The sequence below is a fragment of the Synechococcus sp. 65AY6A5 genome, from assembly GCF_002760415.1.
Taxonomy (GTDB): Bacteria; Cyanobacteriota; Cyanobacteriia; order Thermostichales; family Thermostichaceae; genus Thermostichus.
Window position 1 is genome coordinate 1,186,136 of the sequence record NZ_AXUW01000001.1, and the last position, 21,642, is coordinate 1,207,777.

28 protein-coding genes and 2 pseudogenes are annotated in these 21,642 nt (G+C 61.3%); 25 read left to right on the plus strand and 5 right to left on the minus strand.

The features are described from left to right. Nucleotides 1-104 precede the first annotated feature (104 nt). Entirely contained in the window at nt 105-2,123 is a 2,019-nt protein-coding gene (locus SYN65AY6A5_RS05645) for a hypothetical protein (protein ID WP_143597113.1), read from the minus strand. 411 nt (nt 2,124-2,534) lie between these two features. On the opposite strand from SYN65AY6A5_RS05645, the gene rplC reads away from it, so the two are divergent. The 23 genes and pseudogenes from rplC (at nt 2,535) to SYN65AY6A5_RS05760 (ending at nt 16,034) form a co-directional block, all read left to right on the plus strand. Beyond that, nucleotides 2,535-3,179: a 50S ribosomal protein L3 gene (gene rplC, locus SYN65AY6A5_RS05650; protein ID WP_011430047.1), complete on the plus strand. Its 645-nt coding sequence runs from the start codon at nt 2,535-2,537 to the stop codon at nt 3,177-3,179. A 51-nt stretch (nt 3,180-3,230) separates the two neighbouring features. Further along, nucleotides 3,231-3,857 (plus strand): annotated as a pseudogene (rplD, locus tag SYN65AY6A5_RS14350) (50S ribosomal protein L4); the annotation flags it as partial. Nucleotides 3,858-4,203: 346 nt separating this feature from the next. After that, nucleotides 4,204-4,503 carry a 50S ribosomal protein L23 gene (locus tag SYN65AY6A5_RS05660; RefSeq protein WP_011430045.1) on the plus strand — a complete coding sequence of 100 codons (300 nt, stop codon included), beginning with the start codon at nt 4,204-4,206 and terminating at the stop codon, nt 4,501-4,503. A 60-nt stretch (nt 4,504-4,563) separates the two neighbouring features. Continuing rightward, on the plus strand, nt 4,564-5,448 hold the full coding sequence (rplB, locus tag SYN65AY6A5_RS05665) for a 50S ribosomal protein L2 (RefSeq protein ID WP_011430044.1): 885 nt from the start codon (nt 4,564-4,566) through the stop codon (nt 5,446-5,448). Between the two features lie 78 nt (nt 5,449-5,526). Next, nucleotides 5,527-5,808: a 30S ribosomal protein S19 gene (gene rpsS / locus SYN65AY6A5_RS05670; protein ID WP_011430043.1), complete on the plus strand. Its 282-nt coding sequence runs from the start codon at nt 5,527-5,529 to the stop codon at nt 5,806-5,808. 42 nt (nt 5,809-5,850) lie between these two features. After that, nucleotides 5,851-6,222 (plus strand): 50S ribosomal protein L22, encoded by a 372-nt coding sequence (gene rplV / locus SYN65AY6A5_RS05675; protein WP_011430042.1) that lies wholly within the window; start codon nt 5,851-5,853, stop codon nt 6,220-6,222. Nucleotides 6,223-6,263: 41 nt separating this feature from the next. Then, a complete protein-coding gene (gene rpsC / locus SYN65AY6A5_RS05680) occupies nt 6,264-7,010 on the plus strand; it encodes a 30S ribosomal protein S3 (protein ID WP_011430041.1) in 747 nt (248 codons plus the stop codon). 55 nt (nt 7,011-7,065) lie between these two features. Beyond that, complete coding sequence (gene rplP / locus SYN65AY6A5_RS05685) at nt 7,066-7,542, plus strand: 50S ribosomal protein L16 (RefSeq protein WP_011430040.1); 477 nt, start codon at nt 7,066-7,068, stop codon at nt 7,540-7,542. 17 nt (nt 7,543-7,559) lie between these two features. Continuing rightward, nucleotides 7,560-7,796, plus strand: a complete 237-nt coding sequence (rpmC, locus tag SYN65AY6A5_RS05690) for a 50S ribosomal protein L29 (protein ID WP_011430039.1) — start codon at nt 7,560-7,562, stop codon at nt 7,794-7,796. Then, nucleotides 7,796-8,047: a 30S ribosomal protein S17 gene (gene rpsQ, locus SYN65AY6A5_RS05695; protein WP_011430038.1), complete on the plus strand. Its 252-nt coding sequence runs from the start codon at nt 7,796-7,798 to the stop codon at nt 8,045-8,047. Before rpmC ends, rpsQ begins: the two co-directional genes overlap by 1 nt. Further along, a complete protein-coding gene (rplN, locus tag SYN65AY6A5_RS05700; RefSeq protein WP_011430037.1) occupies nt 8,044-8,412 on the plus strand; it encodes a 50S ribosomal protein L14 in 369 nt (122 codons plus the stop codon). The genes rpsQ and rplN overlap by 4 nt, the downstream gene beginning before the upstream one ends. Further along, on the plus strand, nt 8,412-8,810 hold the full coding sequence (gene rplX, locus SYN65AY6A5_RS05705; protein WP_011430036.1) for a 50S ribosomal protein L24: 399 nt from the start codon (nt 8,412-8,414) through the stop codon (nt 8,808-8,810). Before rplN ends, rplX begins: the two co-directional genes overlap by 1 nt. A gap of 56 nt (nt 8,811-8,866) precedes the next feature. Beyond that, entirely contained in the window at nt 8,867-9,409 is a 543-nt protein-coding gene (gene rplE / locus SYN65AY6A5_RS05710; RefSeq protein ID WP_011430035.1) for a 50S ribosomal protein L5, read from the plus strand. A 60-nt stretch (nt 9,410-9,469) separates the two neighbouring features. After that, nucleotides 9,470-9,874 (plus strand): 30S ribosomal protein S8, encoded by a 405-nt coding sequence (gene rpsH / locus SYN65AY6A5_RS05715; protein WP_011430034.1) that lies wholly within the window; start codon nt 9,470-9,472, stop codon nt 9,872-9,874. A 26-nt stretch (nt 9,875-9,900) separates the two neighbouring features. Next, a complete protein-coding gene (gene rplF / locus SYN65AY6A5_RS05720; RefSeq protein ID WP_011430033.1) occupies nt 9,901-10,446 on the plus strand; it encodes a 50S ribosomal protein L6 in 546 nt (181 codons plus the stop codon). Nucleotides 10,447-10,448: 2 nt separating this feature from the next. Beyond that, nucleotides 10,449-10,817 carry a 50S ribosomal protein L18 gene (gene rplR / locus SYN65AY6A5_RS05725; RefSeq protein ID WP_011430032.1) on the plus strand — a complete coding sequence of 123 codons (369 nt, stop codon included), beginning with the start codon at nt 10,449-10,451 and terminating at the stop codon, nt 10,815-10,817. 18 nt (nt 10,818-10,835) lie between these two features. Next, entirely contained in the window at nt 10,836-11,372 is a 537-nt protein-coding gene (rpsE, locus tag SYN65AY6A5_RS05730; protein WP_011430031.1) for a 30S ribosomal protein S5, read from the plus strand. Nucleotides 11,373-11,395: 23 nt separating this feature from the next. Next, nucleotides 11,396-11,869 carry a 50S ribosomal protein L15 gene (gene rplO, locus SYN65AY6A5_RS05735; protein ID WP_011430030.1) on the plus strand — a complete coding sequence of 158 codons (474 nt, stop codon included), beginning with the start codon at nt 11,396-11,398 and terminating at the stop codon, nt 11,867-11,869. A gap of 108 nt (nt 11,870-11,977) precedes the next feature. Further along, the gene (gene secY / locus SYN65AY6A5_RS05740; protein WP_099812200.1) at nt 11,978-13,276 is read left to right on the plus strand and encodes a preprotein translocase subunit SecY; all 1,299 of its coding nucleotides are present in this window, start codon (nt 11,978-11,980) and stop codon (nt 13,274-13,276) included. After that, complete coding sequence (locus SYN65AY6A5_RS05745; RefSeq protein WP_011430028.1) at nt 13,276-13,857, plus strand: adenylate kinase; 582 nt, start codon at nt 13,276-13,278, stop codon at nt 13,855-13,857. Before secY ends, SYN65AY6A5_RS05745 begins: the two co-directional genes overlap by 1 nt. A gap of 38 nt (nt 13,858-13,895) precedes the next feature. Continuing rightward, complete coding sequence (map, locus tag SYN65AY6A5_RS05750) at nt 13,896-14,669, plus strand: type I methionyl aminopeptidase (RefSeq protein WP_011430027.1); 774 nt, start codon at nt 13,896-13,898, stop codon at nt 14,667-14,669. 130 nt (nt 14,670-14,799) lie between these two features. Then, nucleotides 14,800-15,024 (plus strand): translation initiation factor IF-1, encoded by a 225-nt coding sequence (gene infA, locus SYN65AY6A5_RS05755; protein ID WP_011430026.1) that lies wholly within the window; start codon nt 14,800-14,802, stop codon nt 15,022-15,024. Between the two features lie 29 nt (nt 15,025-15,053). Further along, complete coding sequence (locus SYN65AY6A5_RS05760; protein ID WP_011430025.1) at nt 15,054-16,034, plus strand: alpha/beta fold hydrolase; 981 nt, start codon at nt 15,054-15,056, stop codon at nt 16,032-16,034. A 172-nt stretch (nt 16,035-16,206) separates the two neighbouring features. Here the strand turns inward: SYN65AY6A5_RS05760 and SYN65AY6A5_RS05765 are convergent, their stop codons facing one another. From SYN65AY6A5_RS05765 to SYN65AY6A5_RS05780, 4 genes are all read right to left on the minus strand, one after another. Next, nucleotides 16,207-17,100: a PRC-barrel domain-containing protein gene (locus tag SYN65AY6A5_RS05765; protein WP_011430024.1), complete on the minus strand. Its 894-nt coding sequence runs from the start codon at nt 17,098-17,100 to the stop codon at nt 16,207-16,209. Between the two features lie 97 nt (nt 17,101-17,197). Then, nucleotides 17,198-18,319: a glycosyltransferase family 4 protein gene (locus tag SYN65AY6A5_RS05770; RefSeq protein WP_099884051.1), complete on the minus strand. Its 1,122-nt coding sequence runs from the start codon at nt 18,317-18,319 to the stop codon at nt 17,198-17,200. A gap of 60 nt (nt 18,320-18,379) precedes the next feature. Continuing rightward, complete coding sequence (locus SYN65AY6A5_RS05775; RefSeq protein WP_228375465.1) at nt 18,380-18,841, minus strand: Rieske (2Fe-2S) protein; 462 nt, start codon at nt 18,839-18,841, stop codon at nt 18,380-18,382. Nucleotides 18,842-19,149: 308 nt separating this feature from the next. After that, nucleotides 19,150-19,578 (minus strand): hypothetical protein, encoded by a 429-nt coding sequence (locus SYN65AY6A5_RS05780; RefSeq protein ID WP_099812202.1) that lies wholly within the window; start codon nt 19,576-19,578, stop codon nt 19,150-19,152. A gap of 118 nt (nt 19,579-19,696) precedes the next feature. Between SYN65AY6A5_RS05780 and glmU the strand changes: the two are divergent. Beyond that, nucleotides 19,697-21,046: pseudogene (glmU, locus tag SYN65AY6A5_RS05785) on the plus strand (bifunctional UDP-N-acetylglucosamine diphosphorylase/glucosamine-1-phosphate N-acetyltransferase GlmU); the annotation flags it as partial. Beyond that, the gene (locus SYN65AY6A5_RS14355) at nt 21,029-21,562 is read left to right on the plus strand and encodes a PPC domain-containing DNA-binding protein (protein ID WP_346426061.1); all 534 of its coding nucleotides are present in this window, start codon (nt 21,029-21,031) and stop codon (nt 21,560-21,562) included. The pseudogene glmU and the gene SYN65AY6A5_RS14355, both read left to right, overlap by 18 nt. Nucleotides 21,563-21,642: the final 80 nt, after the last annotated feature.

Consider the following 21,642-nt stretch of genomic DNA (forward strand, 5'->3'; position numbering starts at 1 on the left):
AATCTTGAGCACTCCCCAGTTGGGGATCGACACAACAGACAGCTTCGCTATGCTCTGGAACCTGGGTCTGGTTGCGGCTTGGGATGGGTGTAAGGTTGCTCCTCTCAGGCTGTGGCCATGGCCTTCGCGGCCTTTAAAATGAGGTAATCCAACATGCCGGTGTTCTCTTCGCCGCGGTAGTTAAAAGTGGAGCGCACCAGCCACAGCCCCTTCCGAGTTCGGCAACAGAGGTTGAGCAGCGTGCGAGCCAGGATTTGGTGACGTGCCTGTAGGTCTTGGGCTGCATTGAAAACCTCCCCATCCCACTCCGGCGTCAGCACACGGCTGTTGTAAAGCACACGCCAAAGAGAACGGGACCAAAGCGGATTCGTGATGTCGAACCAGAACTGATAATCCGCCTGCAAACCTCGGTTGATATAGGCCACCGGCGTCGCCACCACGAGGTAGCGGGAATAGTCGGGCTCGAAGCGGCTGTTGCTGGGGGTTTGTCCCGAGCGGATCATGGCCAAAAAGGCACGATCCTCTTCCGCAGGAAAGGCCCGGCGAAACCGTTGTGCCGCGTCGATCAGCGCTTGCAGCAGCTCTTGGTCTTGGGGCAAATCCATCCCCTGGGCTAGGTGCTCGGCGAAAAACCGCTGGAAGAAAGCGGCCAGGGAGGGCCCGCCGCGGTAGCTGCGCAGCCAATCCAGCAGCTTCTGGTAGCGCTCCAGGTTGGCAAACCCCACCCGCTCCGGCTGTCGCACGGCGGTCTTGGGCCGCAGGGAACGCCCTACCGGGTCAAGGGTATCTTCGGCCAGCAAAGCCGCCCGGATGGGATCCAGATCCAACACCCTGCCCAGGAGCAGTCGCCAGGCCGGCAAGGTGGGAAAAGCTCCCCACTCGGGATGGGCCACTTCCGCCGCCGTCAGCAAAGCCCGCACCAGTGGGTAGCGGATCAACGCCGGGAAAGGGGCGATCGGCAAGACCTCCGGCAACTGCTCCTGCAAGCTCAAGCTCACCCCCGCATCCATGCGAGGCAGCAGGACGGCGATGCGAGAGGCCGGGATCCCGGCCCGCAAAAGCTGCCGGATCTGGGTAACCATCGCCTCCACCGCCGCGAATTGGGTCTCGCCCTCCAGCACCTGCACCCTTGGCAGCCTCTCTGCCAGAGGCTCCGTCAGGGGATGGTCAAACCGCGGATCCAGCACCCGCGCAATCTGCAGTCCCAGGCGGATCATGCCGGCTGAGCCGCGGTAGCTCCCCTCCAGAAGCTGAACCTGGGTGTTTTCCCTCAGAAAGCGAGCCACGGCCTCTGGGATCCCCGTCAAAGAGACCCCGCCGCCGATGGTATAGCTGAAAAACTGGCTTTGCAGATGGGCTTGCCCTTGCCGGTAAAACTCCAGCGCCACCCCGCAACTGTCCTCCGCCTGATCCACGATCAGGTGATCCCACTCCTGCCAAAACTCCGCCAGCGGCAGGATGTGCTCGCCAAACAGCCGGATTTGCAGGCCGAAGTCCAGGGATCCCAGCCGCAACCCCACCTCCCACAGCCGCTCCACACAACAGCCCATCGCCTGCAAGGCCTCTGCCCGCCCCGGATCCCCCTCCGCCGGCCAGGCCGCCGCCAGCCGGGATCCCACCGCTTCCGCCGCCAAACCCGAAGCCCCCGCAATATAGGCAGCGCTGCTGATCTGATCCCAAATCTGGAACTCCTCCAGCCCAAGATCGGCAAAGACCTCCCCATGCCGCGGACACAAAGCACAGGCTCGCCCACAGAGAAATTGGGCCAGATCCTTGGCCAAGGGAATTGGCTCAAACGAGCGCGGCAACTGGGGAACCCGCTCGCACACCTGCGGCCAGTGATCGGCCAGAGAGCGCCCCACCCGCTGCAAAAACGTCTCGATCCGCCACGGGCCCACCCAGCTCGAGCTGAGCTGCTGTAAGCGCCGCAACACCCCCTCTGCCTGCCGCTGGCTGCGCACCAAAAACAAGATCCGGCCCGGATCGGATCCCGCCCGCAACAAATCCAGGTAGCGATCTACACAAGCCTGGGTCAGCCCGCTGCCCGCCCACCCCATCACACTCCTAAAAGGAGGTGGCTCTTGCCGTCGATAGCTCTTTTCGCCCACCAGAGCGGCTTTCACAGTCGCTGCCCCCCGACCGAGCCATTTTCTCGGCAAAATCTGGACAAACAGGTCTTCACCTCATTATGATGTACTACTGTTGCCAATTAAGTCCGCCCGCTCTGACGACGGCTCTCGGCAACCTAGCGTACTGCTAAACCAGATACTGCCTCTTTGCAGGTAAGTCTGAGCAGTCCTTTGAAAGCAGTTTGGCGTGTGATTTGAGGGTGAATTAAGCAAAGGGAGCAGCGCTGCTGGCGCTGTTTGGCCTGCGGGGATCCAAAGATTCCTTTTCGTTGCTTTTTCGCCTGAGCGGGCAGCCTCAGCTAGTCCTGAGCTTCCTGCTGCCGCGCCGTTGCTGCCTGGATCCGGCTCATTGAGCCAGTTGCAAGCTGACAGAAGCGAGTCGCAGAGGCTCGAGAGGAGGTTCTCGTGGCGCTTGGCATCCTTGGAAGAAAAGTCGGCATGACCCAGATCTTCTCTCCGGAAGGGTTGGCCATTCCGGTTACGGTCGTGCAGGCGGGGCCTTGCACGGTAACCCAGATCAAGACCCAAGCCACAGACGGCTACAACGCCGTGCAGTTGGGCTACTGGCCCACCGCCGAAAAGCACCTCACGCGAGCCCAGCGGGGCCACCTGAGCAAAGCGGGGGTGACGGAGCTGCTGCGCCACCTGCGCGAGTTCCGGGTCGACCAGCCAGAAGCTTACCAGTTGGGGCAAAAGATCACCGTCGAGATCTTCTCTCCGGGCCAGTTGCTGGATGTAGCCGGCACTTCCATCGGGCGGGGGTTTGCCGGCTACCAGAAGCGGCACCACTTTGGTCGCGGCCCCATGTCTCACGGCTCCAAGAACCACCGCCGACCGGGTTCTGTTGGCGCCGGCACAACCCCTGGCCGCGTGTTTCCGGGGCTACGCATGGCGGGCCGGATGGGAGGCTGCCGCGTCACCATTCGCAAACTGCAGTTGGTGCAGGTGGATCCGGAGCGGAACTTGCTGATCATCAAGGGCTCTGTGCCCGGCGTGGAAGGGGGGCTGCTGGAGATTACCCCTGCCAAGCAGGTGGGCAACAAACGCTAGGAAAGGGATCCCTGGCAAAGGCTGACCAGCATCTGCAAAGACGAGGAAACCATGGCAAGTTGTGTGGTGAAAAATTGGCAAGGGGAAACGGTGGGCAGCGCGGAGCTAAGCCTCAAAGTTGCCCGTCCCGAAACGGCCTCCCACATCCTCTATCTAGCTCTTCGCCGGCAGATGACCAACGCCCGCCAAGGCAACGCCCACACCAAGACCCGGGCTGAGGTGCGCGGTGGCGGCCGCAAGCCCTGGAGGCAAAAAGGCACCGGCCGGGCCCGCGCCGGCTCCATTCGCTCCCCCCTTTGGCGCAAGGGTGGAGTGATCTTCGGCCCCCGCAAGCGGGAGTACAACCTGGCCATGAACCGCAAAGAGCGGCAACTGGCTCTGCGCACTGCCCTGCAAAGCCGGGTGGAAGACCTGATCGTGGTGGAAGATTTCCAGGATCAGCTCAACCCGCCCAAGACTCGCGCCGTGGCCCAAGCTCTGCTGCGCTGGGGGGTGATGGAGGATCAGTCGGCACTGCTTATCGTCGCCGAGCGCTCGGAAGCCGTCGAGCGAGCCGTACGCAACATCGCCCGCGTCAAGCTGATCGGCCTGGATCAGCTCAATGTCTTTGATCTGCTCAACGTCGATTGGGTGCTGATTACCACCTCTGCCCTGGAGAAGCTCAAGGCCCGCTGGGGATCCGGCGCGGCAGCAGCAGCTCCAACCCAAGCCGATCGCCTTGAAGATCAGGCTCAGGCGGCAGAGCGAGAAGCTCGGCCAGTCGAACAAGCAGAAGGTCAAAGCCAGGAGCAGGAAGAGCAAGCAGAAGCTCAAGCCCAGCCAGAGGCTCCCCCGGCGCAGGCTGATCAGGCTAATCAAGTAGCTCTAGCAAACCCACAAGTTCAGGAAACCCAGGAAGAAGAGCTGGCCCAAGCACAAGAGCGAGAAGTTCAGGGACAAGCGGAACTAGCCCAAGAAGCAGAGCCCCTTGCCCAGCCGCCAGCTGGCGAGGAGGCCGAAACAGCCGCAGCAGAGGAGGAAGACAATGACTGAGAGCAAGCGGATCCTGGCCGATGTCCTGTTGCGTCCCGTCATCACCGAAAAGGCAACTGCCCTGATGGAACAGCGCAAATACGTCTTTGAAGTGATGCCCACTGCCACCAAGCCGCTCATCCGCGCTGCCGTCGAGGAGATGTTTGGGGTGCGGGTCACCGCCGTCAACACCCTTAAACTGCCCCGCAAGCAGCGGCGGGTAGGCCGTTCTGTCGGCTATCGCAGCCGTCCCAAGCGAGCCATCGTGACCTTGGCCGAAGGCGACTCCATCACCCTCTTCCCCGACACCTAACCAAACCCCTCTTCCCGCTTCGAGTTTTATTGCCACCCGTCCTTCACCCCCCCTCGAGCCATGGGCATTCGTACCTTCCGACCCTATACCCCCAGCACCCGCCACATGACGGTCTCCAACTTCGAGGAGCTGTCGCGGGACGAAAACGGCAAGCGGCCCAGACCGGAGAAGTCGCTGCTGCAATTCATCCACCGCAAAAAAGGGCGCAACAACCGCGGCGTCATCACCTGCCGCCACCGAGGCGGCGGCCACAAGCGGCTCTACCGCATCATCGACTTCCGCCGCGACAAGCGCGGGATCCCGGCCACCGTCAAGACCATCGAGTACGATCCCAACCGCAGCGCCCGCATCTGCTTGGTGGAATACGAAGATGGCGAGAAGCGATACATCCTCGCTCCCCGCAACCTCGAGGTGGGAGCCACCATTATGGCGGGGCCCGATGCCCCCTTTGAGCTTGGCAACGCCATGCCCCTGGAGCGGATCCCGCTGGGGACGGTGGTTCACAACGTGGAGCTGTATCCCGGCCGCGGTGGGCAAATTGTTCGCGCCGCCGGGGCCGGCGCCCAAGTAGTAGCCAAAGAGGGCAAGTATGTCTCCCTCAAGCTGCCCTCCGGCGAAGTCCGCATGATCCGAGGCGAGTGCTACGCCACCATCGGCCAAGTGGGAAATGTTGACCACAGCAACCTCAGCCTCGGCAAAGCGGGGCGTAGCCGCTGGCTAGGTCGCCGTCCCCACGTGCGCGGCTCGGTGATGAACCCTGTCGATCACCCCCATGGCGGTGGGGAAGGAAAAGCCCCCATCGGCCGCAGCACCCCTGTCACCCCCTGGGGCAAGCCCACCCTGGGATACAAAACCCGCAAACGCAACAAACCCAGCAACAAGTTCATCGTGCGCGGTCGCCGTCGTGGCGGCCGCCGGGACAAGAGCGGGAGGGCCGCTCAATAAGAGTCCGGCCATCTGCTGCGCCCCTGAATTTTCTTTTTCTTTCGACCCTTACCAGCTTGCCAGACTGTTGAGGTTGCTATGGGACGTTCACTCAAAAAAGGCCCTTTTGTCGATGCCAAGCTGCTTCTCAAAATCGAGAAGATGAACGAGCGCAATGAGAAGCACATGATCAAAACCTGGTCGCGAGCCAGCACCATCCTGCCCGTCATGATCGGCCACACCATCGCCGTGCACAACGGCAAGCAGCACGTGCCCATCTACATCACCGATCAGATGGTGGGCCACAAGCTGGGGGAGTTCGTCCCCACCCGTACCTTTCGCGGCCACGCGGGCAGTGACAAAAAAGCTGCCCGCCGTTAAGTCCAGCAACGAACAGAAGAGGCAATAAGCTAGGAGAGCGCCATGGCCGATCCATCCCCTGAAATCAAAGCGGTAGCTCGCTACATCCGCATGTCCCCCTATAAGGTGCGGCGCGTGCTGAACCAGATCCGGGGGCGCACCTATGCCGATGCCCTGATCCTGTTGGAGTTCATGCCCTACGCCGCCTGTGAGCCGGTTCGCAAGGTGCTGCGCTCGGCGGTGGCCAATGCCGAACACAACAACGGCCTGGATCCTCGGGACCTGGTCATCAGCAAGGCCTACGCTGACCAGGGGCCGACGCTGAAGCGATTTCGCCCCCGCGCCCAAGGTCGTGCCTACCCAATCCGCAAGCGCACCTGCCACATTACCATCGCCGTCCGGCCCATAGAACCTGAAGCGGCGACGGCCTCCTAGACGCCTGTACCCCCAGACTTTACCCCTCAACTGACACCACCATGGGACAGAAGATTCACCCCACCGGTTTCCGCCTCGGCGTTATTAAGGAACATCGCAGCCGCTGGTTTGCCGATCCAGCTCGCTACCCAGCCCTGCTGCGAGAGGACGATCTCATCCGCGCCTACCTGACCAAGCAGTTGAGCAGCGCCGGCCTGGCCGACATTCAAATTGAACGCAAAGCGGATCAGATCGACCTCGAGATCCGAGCCGCTCGCCCTGGAGTGGTGGTTGGTCGTGGGGGATCCGGCCTCGACGCCCTGCGCCAGGGCCTGCAGAAAGAGCTGAGCTCACACGGTAGCCCCGAGCGAACCATTCGCATCAATGTAGTAGAGGTCACCCGTGCCGATGCCGAGGCGGTTTTGCTGGCAGAAAACATCGCCCAGCAGTTGGAGCGGCGGATCGCCTTTCGCCGCATCGTGCGCCAGGTCATCCAGCGGGCCCAGCGGGCGGGGGTGCAAGGGATCAAAATTCAAATTGCCGGGCGGCTGAACGGAGCCGAGATCGCCCGCACCGAATGGACCCGGGAAGGGCGGATCCCTTTGCACACCCTGCGGGCAGATATCGACTATGCCGACCACATCGCTCAGACCACCTTTGGTGTCATTGGGGTCAAGGTCTGGGTTTTCAAAGGAGAAGTTCTCCCCGGGCAGGAACGGCCCGAACAAAAAGTTCCCCTGCAACAGCCCAAGCGGCGGCAGCAGCGGCGGCGGCCCACTTTTGAAGACCGCTCAGCAGTGGAGGCCTGAGGGCCAGCACCCGAAAATCCAGGGATCCCCATCGCAGTTGATTTAAGGAACGGCCATGTTAAGCCCCAAACGAACCAAATACCGCAAGCAACAGCGCGGGCGCATGAAAGGCAAAGCGACTCGCGGCAACCGCATCAACTTTGGGGAATACGGCCTTGTGGCTCTAGAACCCGCCTGGATCACCGCGCGGCAGATCGAGGCCAGCCGTCGGGCCATGGCCCGCTACGTCCGGCGGGGAGGCCAAATCTGGATCCGCATCTTTCCCGACAAGCCCGTTACCCAACGGCCTGCCGAAACCCGCATGGGATCCGGCAAAGGCAACCCCGAATACTGGGTTTGCGTCGTCAAGCCGGGCCGTATCCTCTTCGAGATGGGAGGAGTTCCTGAAGCCACGGCCCGAGAGGCGATGCGCCTTGCCGCCCAAAAGCTGCCGATCAAAGTCAAGTTTGTAACCAAGGCTAACTTTGAGGAGCCGGAACCTGTTCAGAAAGCAGCTCCAGAAACAACAGAAGTAGCAGCCAGCGCTATTTGAGGGAGGAGAGTTGAGCCATGCCCATGCCTAAAATTGCCGACGCTCGCGCCCTATCCGACGAAGAATTGAGCCAGGAGATCTACGCCGTCAAGAAAGAGCTGTTCGAGCTGCGTTTGCAGCAGGCCACGCGGCAGTTGAACCAGCCCCATCTCATTCGCCTGCGCAAACACAAGCTGGCCCAACTGCTGACCGTTGAGTCAGAGCGCAAGCGCGGCAAGTCCTTGTCCTCAACTCAGACCCAGAAGGAGGAGTAATGCCTGCTCGCGAAAAGATCGGCGTTGTCGTCAGCAACAAGATGCAAAAGACAGTGGTCGTTGCTGTGGAAAACCGGGTTGCCCACCCCAAATACGGCAAAATCGTCGTCAAAACCAAAAAGTTTAAGGCCCACGACGAAGAGAACCGCTGTCAAGAAGGGGATCTGGTGCGCATTACGGAAACCCGTCCCCTCAGCCGCACCAAGCGTTGGCGAGTGGCCGAAATCATACGGGAGGTCAAGAAACTATGATTCAGCAGCAGACCATGTTAACGGTAGCTGACAACACCGGCGCCCGCAAGCTGATGTGCATCCGCGTCCTGGGCAGCAGTGGCCGTCGCTACGCCAGCCTGGGAGATGTGATCGTTGGCGTCGTCAAAGACGCCCTGCCCAATATGCCGGTCAAAAAATCCGACGTCGTCAAGGCTGTGGTCATCCGCACCGTCGATACGGTACGCCGCCCCGACGGCATGTGCATCCGCTTCGACGACAACGCTGCCGTGATCATCAACGACGACGGCAACCCCCGCGGAACCCGCGTTTTCGGCCCTGTAGCCCGCGAGCTGCGGGAGAAAAACTTCACCAAGATCATCTCCCTTGCCCCGGAGGTTCTGTAATGGTTCGTCCCCTCAAGCCCAGCCAAATTCGACGGCTGATTCGGCAGACCGGCGTTCGCAAGCACCGCAACAGCCTACGCTACAAAATGCGCATCAAGAAGGGAGATACCGTCCAGGTGATCTCCGGCGACGACAAAGGCAAAATCGGCGAGGTGCTGCAGGTTTTTCCCGAACGCAACATGGTCTTGGTGGAAGGGGTAAACATAGTAACCTACCACCGCAAGCCGCAACGGGAAGGCGAAAGTGGTCGCATCGAGACCAAAGAAGCCCCGATCCACGCCTGCAAGGTGATGCTCTATTCCAAGAAGCAGGAAGTGGCCAGCCGTATTGGCTATCAAATCACCGCCGATGGCCGCAAAGTCCGTGTCCTCAAGAAAACCGGCGAGATCCTCGACTAGCCGTCCCTTTTTCGATAGAGCTCTGACCCAGCCCAGAGCCCCCAGGAGAACCGACCATGCCCCAGCGTCTGCAAATCCTCTACAACACCGTCATCGTTCCCAAGCTGCAAAAAGAGTTGGGCTACACCAACATCCATCAGGTGCCGCGTCTGGAAAAGATCGTGATCAATCGCGGCCTGGGAGATGCCTCCCAAAACGCCAAGGCCCTGGAATCCTCCATCGCCGAGATCAGCGCCATCACGGGCCAGCGTCCGGTGATTACCCGCGCCAAAAAGGCGATTGCCAGTTTCAAAATCCGCAAGGGCATGCCGGTTGGCCTGATGGTGACCCTGCGGCGGGAGCGCATGTACGCGTTTTTGGATCGGCTGATCAACATTGCCCTCCCTCGTATCCGCGACTTCCGTGGCGTCAGCCCCAAATCTTTTGATGGGCGGGGCAACTACACCCTTGGTATTCGCGAGCAACTGATCTTCCCCGAAATCAACTACGACTCTGTAGACCAGATCAGAGGTATGGACATCTCCATTGTGACCACCGCCGAAACCGACGAAGAGGGCCGTGCCCTGCTCAAAGAGTTTGGCATGCCCTTTGCCTCTTAAGGTTTGCCCATCTGCAATTGTCTCGACTTGATCGATCTTCCGAGGAGCACCGACCCACCCATGGCCCACACCAACGACACGATCGCCGACATGCTCACCCGCATTCGCAATGCCACCATGGCTCGGCATGAATCGGTGGCGGTCCCGGCCACACGCATGACCCGCAGCATCGCTCGCGTTCTTCATGAGGAAGGTTTTGTGAGCGACTGGAAGGAAGAGGGAGAAGGGATCCACGCTCAGCTTGTGTTGCGGTTGAAGTACAAGGGCAAAGGTCGTAAGCCGATCATCAATGGCCTGAAGCGGGTGAGCCGGCCCGGGCTGCGAGTTTACTGCAACCACAAAGAACTGCCTCGGGTGTTGGGAGGAATTGGGATTGCCATCATCTCCACCTCCAACGGCATCATGACCGACCGGGATGCTCGCAAGCAGGGCATCGGCGGCGAAGTGCTCTGCTACGTCTATTGAGTTGTTCTCTTGCCAGGAGTTGGCCCATGTCTCGCATTGGCAAACGCCCCATTGCCCTTCCTGCCAAGGTAGAGGTTCAGATCGAGGGGCAGCAGATCTCGGTAAAAGGCCCGAAGGGAGAACTGTCTCGCAGTTTGCCCCCCTTGATTGCGGTGCATCAAGAAGCCCAGACGCTCAAGGTCAGCCGGGTCAACGAGTCTCGCCCGGCCCGCCAACTGCACGGCCTCTGCCGCACCTTGGTTGCCAACATGGTGGACGGCGTATCTAGGGGATTTGAGCGCAGGCTGGAATTGGTGGGTGTGGGCTACCGGGCTTCCACCCAGGGCAACAAGTTAATCTTGAACGTTGGCTACAGCCACCCAGTGGAGATCCCTTTCCCGCCAGGGATCCAAATAGCGGTTGAGGGCAACAACGTCATCGTCGTCTCAGGTATCGACAAAGAGCTGGTGGGCAACACGGCGGCGCGGATTCGGGCCGTCCGTCCGCCAGAGCCCTACAAGGGCAAAGGGATTCGCTATGTAGGGGAACAGGTTCGTCGCAAAGCAGGTAAATCCGGGAAGGCCAAGAAGTAGCTATGAAAATCACTCGCAAAGCTGCCACCCAACGTCGCCATCGCCGCATTCGCCGCAAGGTCTTCGGGACGCCCGAGCGGCCCCGTTTGGCCGTGTTTCGCTCCCATCGCCACATCTACGCCCAGGTGATCGACGATGTAGCCCAGCACACTTTAGTCTCTGCCTCCACGCTGGACAGGGAGCTGCGGGAAGCCTTCAAAGACATTGGCACGGCCACCCGAGAGGCTGCCGCCGTGGTGGGTCGCTCCGTCGCCCAACGGGCCTTACAGGCAGGCATTTGTCAAGTGGTGTTCGACCGCGGCGGCAAGCTCTACCACGGGCGTGTCCAGGCCCTGGCGGAAGCCGCCCGCGAAGCAGGCTTACAGTTCTAGGCCCTGAGGAGATGGCATATGGCTGAGCAAAGAGAACGTCGCAGAAGCAAAAAGAGCCGCGAAGAGCAGACTAGCGAGTGGCAGGAGCGGGTCATCCAGATCCGGCGCGTCACCAAAGTAGTTAAGGGCGGCAAAAAGCTGAGCTTCCGGGCCGTGGTGGTGGTGGGCAACGAGCGCGGCCAGGTGGGGGTTGGCGTGGGCAAAGCCAACGACGTCATCGGGGCTGTGCGCAAAGGAGTTGTGGATGGCAAAAAGCACCTAATCGAAGTGCCCCTCACCAAGGGTCTGTCTGTACCCCATCCCATGCGGGGATCAGGCGGTGGGGCCACTGTCCTGGTGATGCCGGCAGCTCCCGGGACAGGGGTCATCGCCGGGGGAGCGGTGCGCACGGTTCTGGAGCTGGCGGGCGTGCGCAACAGTCTGGCTAAGCAACTGGGATCCAGCAACCCCCTCAACAACGCCCGTGCCACCATTGACGCGCTGCGGCGGATGCGCACCTTTGAGCAGGTAGCTGAAGATAGAGGGATCGACGTGCGCCGCCTGTTTGGTAAGTAACAGCAAGTTAGCCGGAGGTCAGTATGCGACTAGAAGACATTCGCCCCCAACCAGGTTCGACGCGGCGGCGACGACGCCTGGGCCGTGGCATCGCTGCTGGACAGGGAGCCTCCTGTGGCAAGGGAATGCGGGGACAGAAGGCGCGCAAAGGAGGCGGTCCCCGGCCCGGCTTTGAGGGAGGCCAGACCCCCCTCTATCGGCGGCTGCCCAAGCTCAAGCACTTCCCCCGCTACGTGCGGCGCCCCCAGTACACCCTGATCAACCTGCGCGCTTTGGCCAAGTTGCCCGCTGGCAGCGAGGTCAGCTTGGAAAGCTTGATGGATTTGGGGATCGTGACCACCAACGATGGCCCGCTGAAGATCTTGGGAGACGGGGAAGTGGGCGTGCCCCTGACGATCAGAGCGGCTGCCATCACCCCCTCAGCCCGAGCCAAGGTCGAGGCAGCCGGGGGTCGGGTGGAGCTCGTGGGATCCCAGACTGCTTCCGCTGGATCCTAAAATTGGGCTGCAGTTTGCAGCTTCTCTATTTTGCCGACTTTCCCACCGGCAGCGTAGAGTGGTAAATAGCTCACCTTGCCTTTCCCTTCCGCGAGGTTTTCTAGATTTATGGCTGACCCACGAGGCTCCGCTCCCTCCGCCCAAGAGACCTTCATGCAGATGGCCATGGCTTCTGGCCTGCGCAGACGTCTGTTTCTTACCCTAGGCCTGTTGCTGTTGGTGCGGCTGGGCATTTACATTCCCATCCCCAGTATTGACCGAGCTCGCTTTGCCGCCGAAGCCGCCAACAGCCCTGTGTTTGGCTTTCTGGATGTCTTCTCGGGCGGCGGTATCTCCGCTTTGGGGATCTTCGCCCTCGGCATCCTGCCTTTCATCAACGCCTCCATCATCATGCAACTGCTGGTCTCGGCCATTCCGGCCCTGGAGAACCTGCAGAAAAACGAGGGGGAGCAGGGGCGGCGACAGATTTCCCAGTACACCCGCTACGTTACCCTGATTTGGGCCATCATCCAGGGCATCGGCATCTCCTTCTGGGTGCGGGAGTTCGCCAACACCAGCAACGAGTTGGCCTTTGTGGCCTCCACCACCCTGGCCCTGACGGCAGGTTCCATGTTTGTCATGTGGTTGGGGGAGATGATCACGGAGAAGGGGGTGGGCAGTGGGCCGTCGCTGTTGATCTTCGTCAACATTGTCGCCACGCTGCCCCGCGCTCTGGGCCAGACCATCAGCCTAGCCCGTGCTGATAGCAGCACCATCGGCGGCATCTTGGTGTTGATGGCCGTCTTCCTAGCCACCATTGTCGGCATTGTCTTCGTCCAGGAGGGCAGCCGCAAAATCCCTATTGTCTACGCCAAGCGCCAGGTGGGCAACAAGCTATTCCGTGAGCAGAAGAGCTACCTGCCCCTGCGGCTAAACCAGGGGGGCGTGATGCCGATCATCTTCGCCTACTCGGTGATGTCCCTGCCCTTTGCCTTGGCCCAGTACACCCAGAACCTGACTTTGGTGCAGGTGGCCAACCTTTTGGCCCCTACCTCTTGGTTTTACATTCCCTTCTACTTCGTGCTGATCCTCCTCTTCAGCTATTTCTACGCCTCTTTGATCATTAACCCGGTGGATCTGGCGCAGAACCTGAAGAAGATGGGGGCCAGCATTCCGGGAGTCCGCCCGGGCAAGGCCACTGCTGAGTACATCGAAGGGATCCTCAACCGGCTGACCCTGCTGGGGGCCTTGTTCTTGTGTGCGGTGGCCATCATCCCGACGACGGTGGAGCGGGCGACCGGCATCACCACTTTTCAGGGCTTGGGGGCAACTTCGCTGCTGATCCTGGTGGGGGTGGCGATCGAGACCTCCAAACAGATCCAGACCTACGTCATTTCGCAGCGTTACGAAGGGATGGTCAAGCAATAGTGCCGAGGTTAATCTTTTTGGGGCCGCCGGGAGCGGGCAAGGGCACCCAGGCAGAGCGGCTGGCAGCGATCTACCACACGCCCAAAATTTCTACAGGCGACCTGCTGCGGGCAGAGGTGAAAGCCCAAACGCCGCTGGGGTGCCAGGCTAAGGTGTACATGGATGCGGGAGAGCTGGTGCCTGACGAGGTGTTAATTGGGATGGTGAAGGGCCAGTTGCAACACTCGCCAGCGCAGGGCTGGATCCTGGACGGCTTCCCCCGCACCCTGGCGCAGGCGGAGGCTTTAGAAGAGCTGTTGCGGGAGTTGGGGCAAGACTACGACCACGTTCTCAACCTGGAAGTGCCGGACGACGTGGTGGTGGCACGGCTGTTGGCCCGCGGCAAGGAGCAGGGGCGCAGCGACGATGCCGATGAGGCGGTGATCCTCAAACGCTTGCAGGTGTATCGGGAGCAGACGGCTCCGCTGATCGACTTTTACGAGGCCAGGGGTCGTCTGCGACGGATCGATGGCAACCAGCCGATGGAATCGGTACAAGAACATCTGCGGGCTCTCTTGGAAGGCTTCAGGAGGACAGCGTGATCAAGACGGGGGCGGGAAATCTCTCCCCGCGGCGGGGCATGCAGCTCATTGAGATCAAGTCCCGCCGGGAGGTGGAGAAGATGCGGCGGGCCGGGCGGGTGGTGGCCCAGGTGCTGCAGGAAATTGCCGAGTGTCTGGAGCCAGGCTGGACAACGGCAGACATCGATGCCTATGCCGAGCGGCGGGTAGCGGAGTTGAATGCCCTGCCCAGCTTCAAGGGCTACTACGGCTTTCCCGCCTGTGTCTGTGTCAGCGTCAACCATGAGGTGGTACACGGGATCCCCAGCCCCCGCAAAGTGGTGCAGCCGGGGGACATCGTCAAGGTGGATTTTGGCGCCATGGTCGAAGGCTGGCATGCCGACTCTTGCATCACCATTGGCCTGGAGCCCCTCGGCGATGCCGCCCGCGACCTGATCGACACAGCGGCCAAAGCGCTGCAGACGGGCATTGACCACGTGCGCCACGGCGTCTGGCTGCAGGATGTCTCAGGCGCCATCGAGGACTACATCCAGGGGCGGGGCTACTCCGTGGTGAAGCAGTACGTCGGCCACGGCGTGGGGCGCAACTTGCACGAGGAGCCGCAGTTTCCCCACTACCGCACCCGCGACCTTCCCAATCCCAAGCTGCGCTCCGGCATGACGGTGGCAATCGAGCCGATGGTGAATGCAGGGGGAGAGGCCACGCGGGTGCTCTCGGATGGCTGGACGGTGGTGACGGTGGACGGCTCTTGGTCGGCCCAGTTTGAGCACACGGTCTTGATCACGGACTCTGGGGCTGAGATTTTGACGGATCGCACCCCTTTTCAGTCCTAGGGATCCCTTGCTGAAGGGCGGCAACGGCTAGGATAGAAGAGGTGGAGTATTGTTTCGGCTCTTAACTCGCTCTTAACAGGGCGGGTTTCCTATCGATATTTCTGTTGTGTTGTTTTTTAAGGAGGGTTCCTTGTCTAAAGAAGACGCCATTGAAGTGGAAGGGGTGGTTACCGAGTCCTTGCCCAACGCCATGTTCCGGGTGGACCTGGACAACGGCTTTAACGTCCTTGCCCACATCTCCGGCAAGATCCGCCGCAACTACATCAAGATCTTGCCCGGCGACCGGGTCAAGGTAGAGCTCAGCCCCTATGACCTGAACAAAGGGCGCATCACTTACCGCCTCAAGAAAAAGTAGCCGTCTGGCCTTAGCTGGGGCCGCTGAGCATGAAGGAGCTGAGCCAAGTTCTCAAAACCGGCCTCTGGGTTGCGGCCGGCGGGGTAAGTGCCCTGGCCGTGCTCAACGCCTGGATCGCTTCTCGAACCCAGCCTCTGCCCAGCCTCTTGCCGGGGGAGGAGAGGCACTATTTTTGGCGCGGCCACCGTCTGTTTTACAAGGTTGCGGGATCCGGCCAGCCCTTGTTGCTGCTGCACGGCATCGGGGCCGGCTCTTCCAGCTACGAGTTTCGCGCCGTGATGGCGGAGTTGGGCCAGCACTATCAGGTTTACGCTTTGGATTTGTTGGGTTGGGGCAACTCGGAGCGCCCCGATCTGGAGTACACCGGCCACCTATATGTCCGGATGATCGGGGATTTTGTCGGCCAGGTGATCGGGCGCCCCTGCCACGCCATTGCCAATTCTCTCTCGGCAGGGTTTGTGCTGCGCTCGGCCCGGCTGCAGCCTCAGCACTGGCAGAAGCTGCTGCTCATCGCCCCTCTAGGAGACAACAGCCTTGTCCCCGAGGCGCTAGGGATCCCTTTGGCTGAGGCGGTGTATGGTCTTCTCAGCTTGCCGGTTTTGGGGCTGGCCTTTTACAACGTCATCACCACCCCCTGGAGTGTACGTCTATTTACGGAGCAGAGCCTGTTCTCCCCTGGGTACGCTCTGGATGAGGCGGTGGTGGACTACTACTATCAGGCGGCCCACCAGGCGGGGGCCCAATTTGCCCCCCGTTCTTTTTTGACCGGCAAGCTTAACTTGCCCATTCAGGAGGACTTTCGCGTGGTGGACAAGCCGATGGCTCTGGTCTGGGGAGAAAACAACCGCCTTACTGGATCAGAACAGGCGGAGCGGTATCGTGCCTTGCGCCCAGAGGTGCCGATCTATCGACTGCCAGGGGCTGCTTTTCCCCACATCGAAGCGCCGCAAGCTTTTTTATCGGTGGCTTTGCGCTTTTTGGCCGAGGCCGATCCTGCCCTGCCAACCTAGGGGATCCCCGAGCAGGGAAAACTCACGCCTTTGCCGACTTTTTGCGGCGACTGTCCGGTCAGTCTGGTTTTTTCCAATCCAGGAAGAGTTCTCAGGCTCAGGCGCTCCGGCTGACATGGGGTCACCCCTAGGCCGTCACTTTGGGAGAGAGGAGCGAAGCCGGGCTCAGAGCTCAGGTTGGCTCCCCGGTATTCTCCTCCCAGGGGTCCCTATCCAAAGGGGAGCTGGGAGCGGCCGGGGCAGAGTCAGGAGCTGGCTCGGAAGGGGGGGCTTCTGCTTTGACGTACTCTTGCTCCCATTCTGGCTGCTCGGCAGCAGGAGCAGGCTCGGGCCGACGAGGAGGCGCCGCCTCGGCCTGGGGTTCAGGCTCTGCTTCGGGATATTCCTCTTCTTCGCCCTCGTATTCTTCGTCGTATACTTCCTCGTAGTTTTCCTCGACGGCAGGTTCATCAACGGCCCTGGGCAGGGCGGGGGCGGAGCCAGTGTCGACCAGCCAGGAGGGCTTGCCCAGGCCGAGGGTTTCCAAGATCCCTTTGGTCAGTTGGGCTAGGCGGGTTTCGGCGCCATCGGCCACGATGAGGCGATCGCCGCCGATGGAGACGATTTCATCAGCAGAGAGCAGGTAGGTGCTGAGGATAAAGCCGGGCAAAAAGGTCAGGCCGAGGTTGGAGAGGATCAAACCGGTGATTAGGCCGGAGACGGAGTTGAATTCGAAATCTTTGACTTTTCCAAGGCGGATCCCTTCTTCGGTAATCACCTCGCTGCCGACTACCCGGCTGAGACCCTCCAACTCCAAGTCCTCGAAGACTTCATCGCTGGGGACGAGGATGGCGTCTTGTCCTAGGGCCGTGACCTGCCGCAGCTCCAGAAAACGCGGCGATCCGGCAAAGGCCTTTTCCAGCACTCCTAGCACCAGGACTTGCCTAGCTTCCAGATCTGCCCAAACTTCGCTAACTACTCCAAGCCGGGCGGCATTGGCTTGGCTGATCACCTGCGTTCCCAGAACCTGTGACCGCCGACGAACCTCTGATCGCACCAGCGCAACAGATTCTTTCCCAGTCGTCATGGTGGTTTCCCCGTCGTGAGTCGAAGTGTCCGCGTCAGTGGGCTGGTCATCCGGCCCCAGGCATCAAAATCAAATAGTACCATTGCCTGTCTTCTCCCTAGCGGGCTGCCGGGATCGGATCCTGGACAATTTGCTCGCTCCAGGCCAGAAACCGCTCTGTCATGGCCTGCAGGGAATAGTGCTCTTCTGCGTGCTGTCGGCAGCGGCTTCTAGCGATCTGATCCAGGCGTTCCACCGCTGTTGCCAGAGCTGCCACGTCGTCTGGCTCCACCACCCAGCCGGTCTCGCCATCGCGGACAATTTCCGCCGGCCCGCCGCGGCGGTAGGTGATCACCGGCACACCGCAGGCCAAGGCTTCCACCGCCACCAGGCCGAAGGCTTCCACCCACTTAGGGGTCATGATCAAGGCCGAGCAGTGGCCCAAGAGCCGCTGCATCTGAGAGGTGGGCAAAAACCCCCGGTAATCCAATTGAGCCCGCGGGTACTGTTCTCGAATCTGCTGCCAGTAGGCCGGGTCTTGCAGGTGGCCCAGGATCAGCACCGGCCTCCCCGTCTTCTCGGCCAGGGCGGCGCAGTCTTCCAGGCCCTTTTCGGGGGCAATGCGGCCAACCCAGCACAGGGATCCGTTCCCCTCTGGCACAAACTCGTAGCGGCTGAGGTCGACGCCGCAGGGCAAATAGACAAAGGGATCCCGACCAGCCGCCATCTGGGCCCGGGCAAAGGCAAAGGTCTGGGCTTGGGCTCGCGAGTGTACCGCCAGCCGGCCAGGATAGGTGCGCGCGATGCGCTCCAAGGCCTGGTCAACGGCATCGCTAAGGGAGCCCATGCTGACGATATGGGCCACCGGCGTGCGGAAAAAACCTGTCAGGTAGAACGAGAGCCAGTCGTAGCTCCAGTTCACGATGAGCTCAAACTCATCCTGCAGTTGGGCAGCTCGCTGCCACAGGTTGGCCACCAGAGAAGGGGTGGGAAAACAGACCGGCTGGTCGCGGCGCTGGCTCTGGGCATAGGGCGGGGGGAGGCCGGCCACCGCCTCGATCACCCCTTCCGGCAAGTCGACACTGCAGGAGCCCTCAGGGGCCAGCACGCGCACTTGGGCTCCCCTCTCAAGCAGGCTCCGCGCCAAGTTGACAAGGTTGAGCTCCACCCCGCCGCCAGCTCCCGATCCCAGGGGCCCAACGGGGGTGGAGACAAACAAGAAGCGGTAGGTAGGAGGCATGGGCGCCCTAGCAGGCTCGACTCCTTGCTGGCTAGTCTGGTTGACCCTGGGGGGACAAGGTCAGGTTCTGGCCACGAAGATTTCCCCTTTCTCCACTTTAACTTTGTAGGCGGTCAGGTCGGCATTGGCCGGGCCACGGGTACGGCTGCCATCGGCGGCAAAAACTGAGCCATGGCAGGGGCAGACGAAGTTCTCCCCCCGCCAGTCCACGTCGCAGCCGGCATGGGGACAGGCTGCATCCAGAGCCAGCAGCGAGTCTTCCTTTTGGGGATCCCCGACTAGCCAAAGGGTGGCGGTGTTTTTCCCAAAGGCGTCTTCTACCTTGAAGGGGCCTTCTTTAAGATCTTCTAGCGTTGCCACTTTAACGAACTCCGGCTCAGCCGCTTTGGGGCCCGAAGCAGCACCCTGGGCAATGGCACGGTTAAAACGGCGCTGAGCCAAGGCAGGCAACAGGCCCACCAGCGAGCCAAAACCAAGCGCCAGCCAACGAAGAAAACCGCGACGATTGTTGTACATGGCCATGTGTCCTGAGATGGATGCAAGGTGTCGGTTAGGAACCAATCCAAGCGTGGCCTCCCAAACGGGACGCTAGCCCGGCGGCTCCTCTTAATATTTTGTTACACTAGGACAGCTTCAGCCAGCGCGAAACCGCACTTTTATGGGATTCTGGCGAAGGTCGGTCGGGCCTGTCCCTAGATTATGGGGAAGAACCGCCCACCCCTTCTAAGCATCGCCAGTCGGTTTCTTGGTCTGAGAGTGGGGAGGGTGTCAACGGGCTTGCTGTGGAGGGGGGATAGGTCGGAAATATCTTGGAGCAATCGCAGTCCCACTCACGAGATCTCGCGAAGGTAGCGGCGGCGCTCCTCGTATTCGGCGCGGGTAATCAAGCCCTGCTTCAACTGGATCTCCAACTGCTGCTCGGGATCCCGGACTTCCCGACTTTTCGCACTGGTCCAGTCCAGCTCGATGAGATCTCGATTGAAGCGAAAATCGAAGTCCTCATTGGTCATGGTGAGAAACCACAGCCCTTCCAGCAAACAAAGAGCGCGTACCCCGTAGCCGAGGAGCTGCAACGGGATGGAAGGAACGAACACCATCAGCCCCAGCACCAAGTAGCCCCAGCCCCAGCGCCTGTGGCCCATGTAAAAACGCTGCAGCCCTGGGATCAGCACCCCCAGCACCGCCAGCCAACCGGCCACCTCGCGCACCAGGCGCTGACGTTTCTGAAGGGGGGTATCAGAGCTTTTGCTCTCCGCCATCGTCTGCCCCACCTACACGTGCCACTAGGCTAGCTCAAGTGGCACGCGGCTCTGTCAAGCTACAGTTTGAGCAGGATCCTGCCGCATATACTTTATGGGGGCAGAGTCTGGGGGGAACATGGCAGAACGAGATCTGGCGGTGGCGATCCTGGCGGCGGGCAAGGGCACCCGCATGCGGTCGCAGTTGCCCAAGGTGCTGCACAAGCTGGGATCCCTGTCTTTGATCGAGCGGCTGCTGCGCACGGTGCTGACGTTGAAACCCCAGCGCTGTCTGGTGATTGTGGGGTACGAGCAGGAGCAAGTGCGCCGAGCCCTGCAGGAGTACCCGGTCGAATTTGTGGAGCAGGCGCAGCAATTGGGCACTGGACATGCGGTGCAGCAGCTTCTGCCCGTTCTGGAGAATTTTCAGGGGGATCTGCTGGTGGTCAACGGGGATGTGCCTCTGTTGCGGGCGGAAACCCTGCAGGCGCTGCTGGAGCGCCACCGCCAAGTTCAACCGGATGTGACCTTGCTCTCGGCCCAGGTGGCGGATCCCTACGGCTATGGGCGGGTGTTTTGCGATGCCCAGCAGCGGATCCTGGAGTTGGTGGAAGAGCGAGACTGCACCCCGGCCCAACGGCAAAATCGCCGCATCAACAGCGGGGTGTACTGTTTCCACTGGCCGGCCCTAGCAAGGGTGCTGCCCCGTCTGGGCCGGAACAACGCCCAGCAGGAGTACTACCTCACCGAGGCCGTTAAACTTCTGGACACCGCCATCGCCCTGGACGCCGAGGATGCGCGGGAAATCGTCGGCATTAACGACCGCCGCCAACTGGCCCAAGCCTACCAGATTCTGCAGGATCGCCTCAAGGAAGCCTGGATGGAAGCCGGGGTCACCTTTGTGGATCCCGACAGCGTCAGCCTGGAAGAGACGGTGGAATTGGCCCCCGAGGTGGTGATCGAACCCCAAACCCACCTGCGGGGCGTCTGTCGCATTGGGCCGCGCACTCGTCTAGGGCCGGGCAGTTGGATCGAGTCCAGCACCATCGGCTCCGATTGCCACATCCTCTACTCGGTGGTCAGCCACAGCCAGATCGGGGATCGCGTCTGGGTAGGCCCCTACGCCCACGTGCGCCCTCACAGCCAGATCGGCGACGGCTGCCGCATCGGCAACTTTGTGGAAATCAAAAACGCCCAGATCGGATCCCATACCAACGCCGCCCACCTGGCCTACCTGGGCGACGCCAAGCTGGGATCCCAGGTCAACATTGGCGCCGGCACGATCATCGCCAACTACGACGGCCAGCAGAAGCACTTGACCGAAATTGGGGATCGCAGCAAGACAGGCGCCAACTCGGTGCTGGTGGCCCCCCTCAAGGTGGGATCCGATGTCACCATTGCCGCCGGCTCCACCATTCCCGCCCGCTATCCCGTGCCGGACGACTGCCTGGTGATCGCCCGCGCCTACCCGGTGGTCAAGCCGGGCTGGCGACCGGGGAGCGCTGCTGCTGGCCGCCCCCAGCCTCTACCCACGGGATCCCTGCGCGTCTACCCCTTGCGCCTGCTGCCCGGCCAAGACCTAAAGCAGGAATTGGAGCGCTTTGCCCGCCAGCAACCCCTGCAGGCGGGGTTTGTCCTCAGCGCCGTCGGCAGCCTCAGCCAAGCCACCCTGCGCCTGGCCGATCAAACCGAGGATTACCTATTGTCGGAACGCCTGGAGATCCTGGCTTTGAGCGGATCCCTGTGCCCGGACGGAGTCCATCTTCACCTCGCCGTTGCCGATGCCCAGGGCCGAACTTGGGGAGGGCACCTGCGCCCCGGCTGCCTCATCTACACCACCGCCGAGATCGTCCTCGCCGACAGCCTGGAGTACCGCTTCTCCCGCCAGCCGGATCCGGCCACCGGCTACTTGGAGCTGCACATTGAAAAGGTGGCAGAAGCAACCCCGCCCTCTCCCCAGAGGGCAGATGGGACAGGGGTGGGGATCCCTTCTTGCCCGCCGTGAGCCGCAAGCGGCTGTAGATGGACGGTATAATGGCCAACATTTAGCATTGAGTCATTAGCACCTCGTTTGGCAATCAAGGG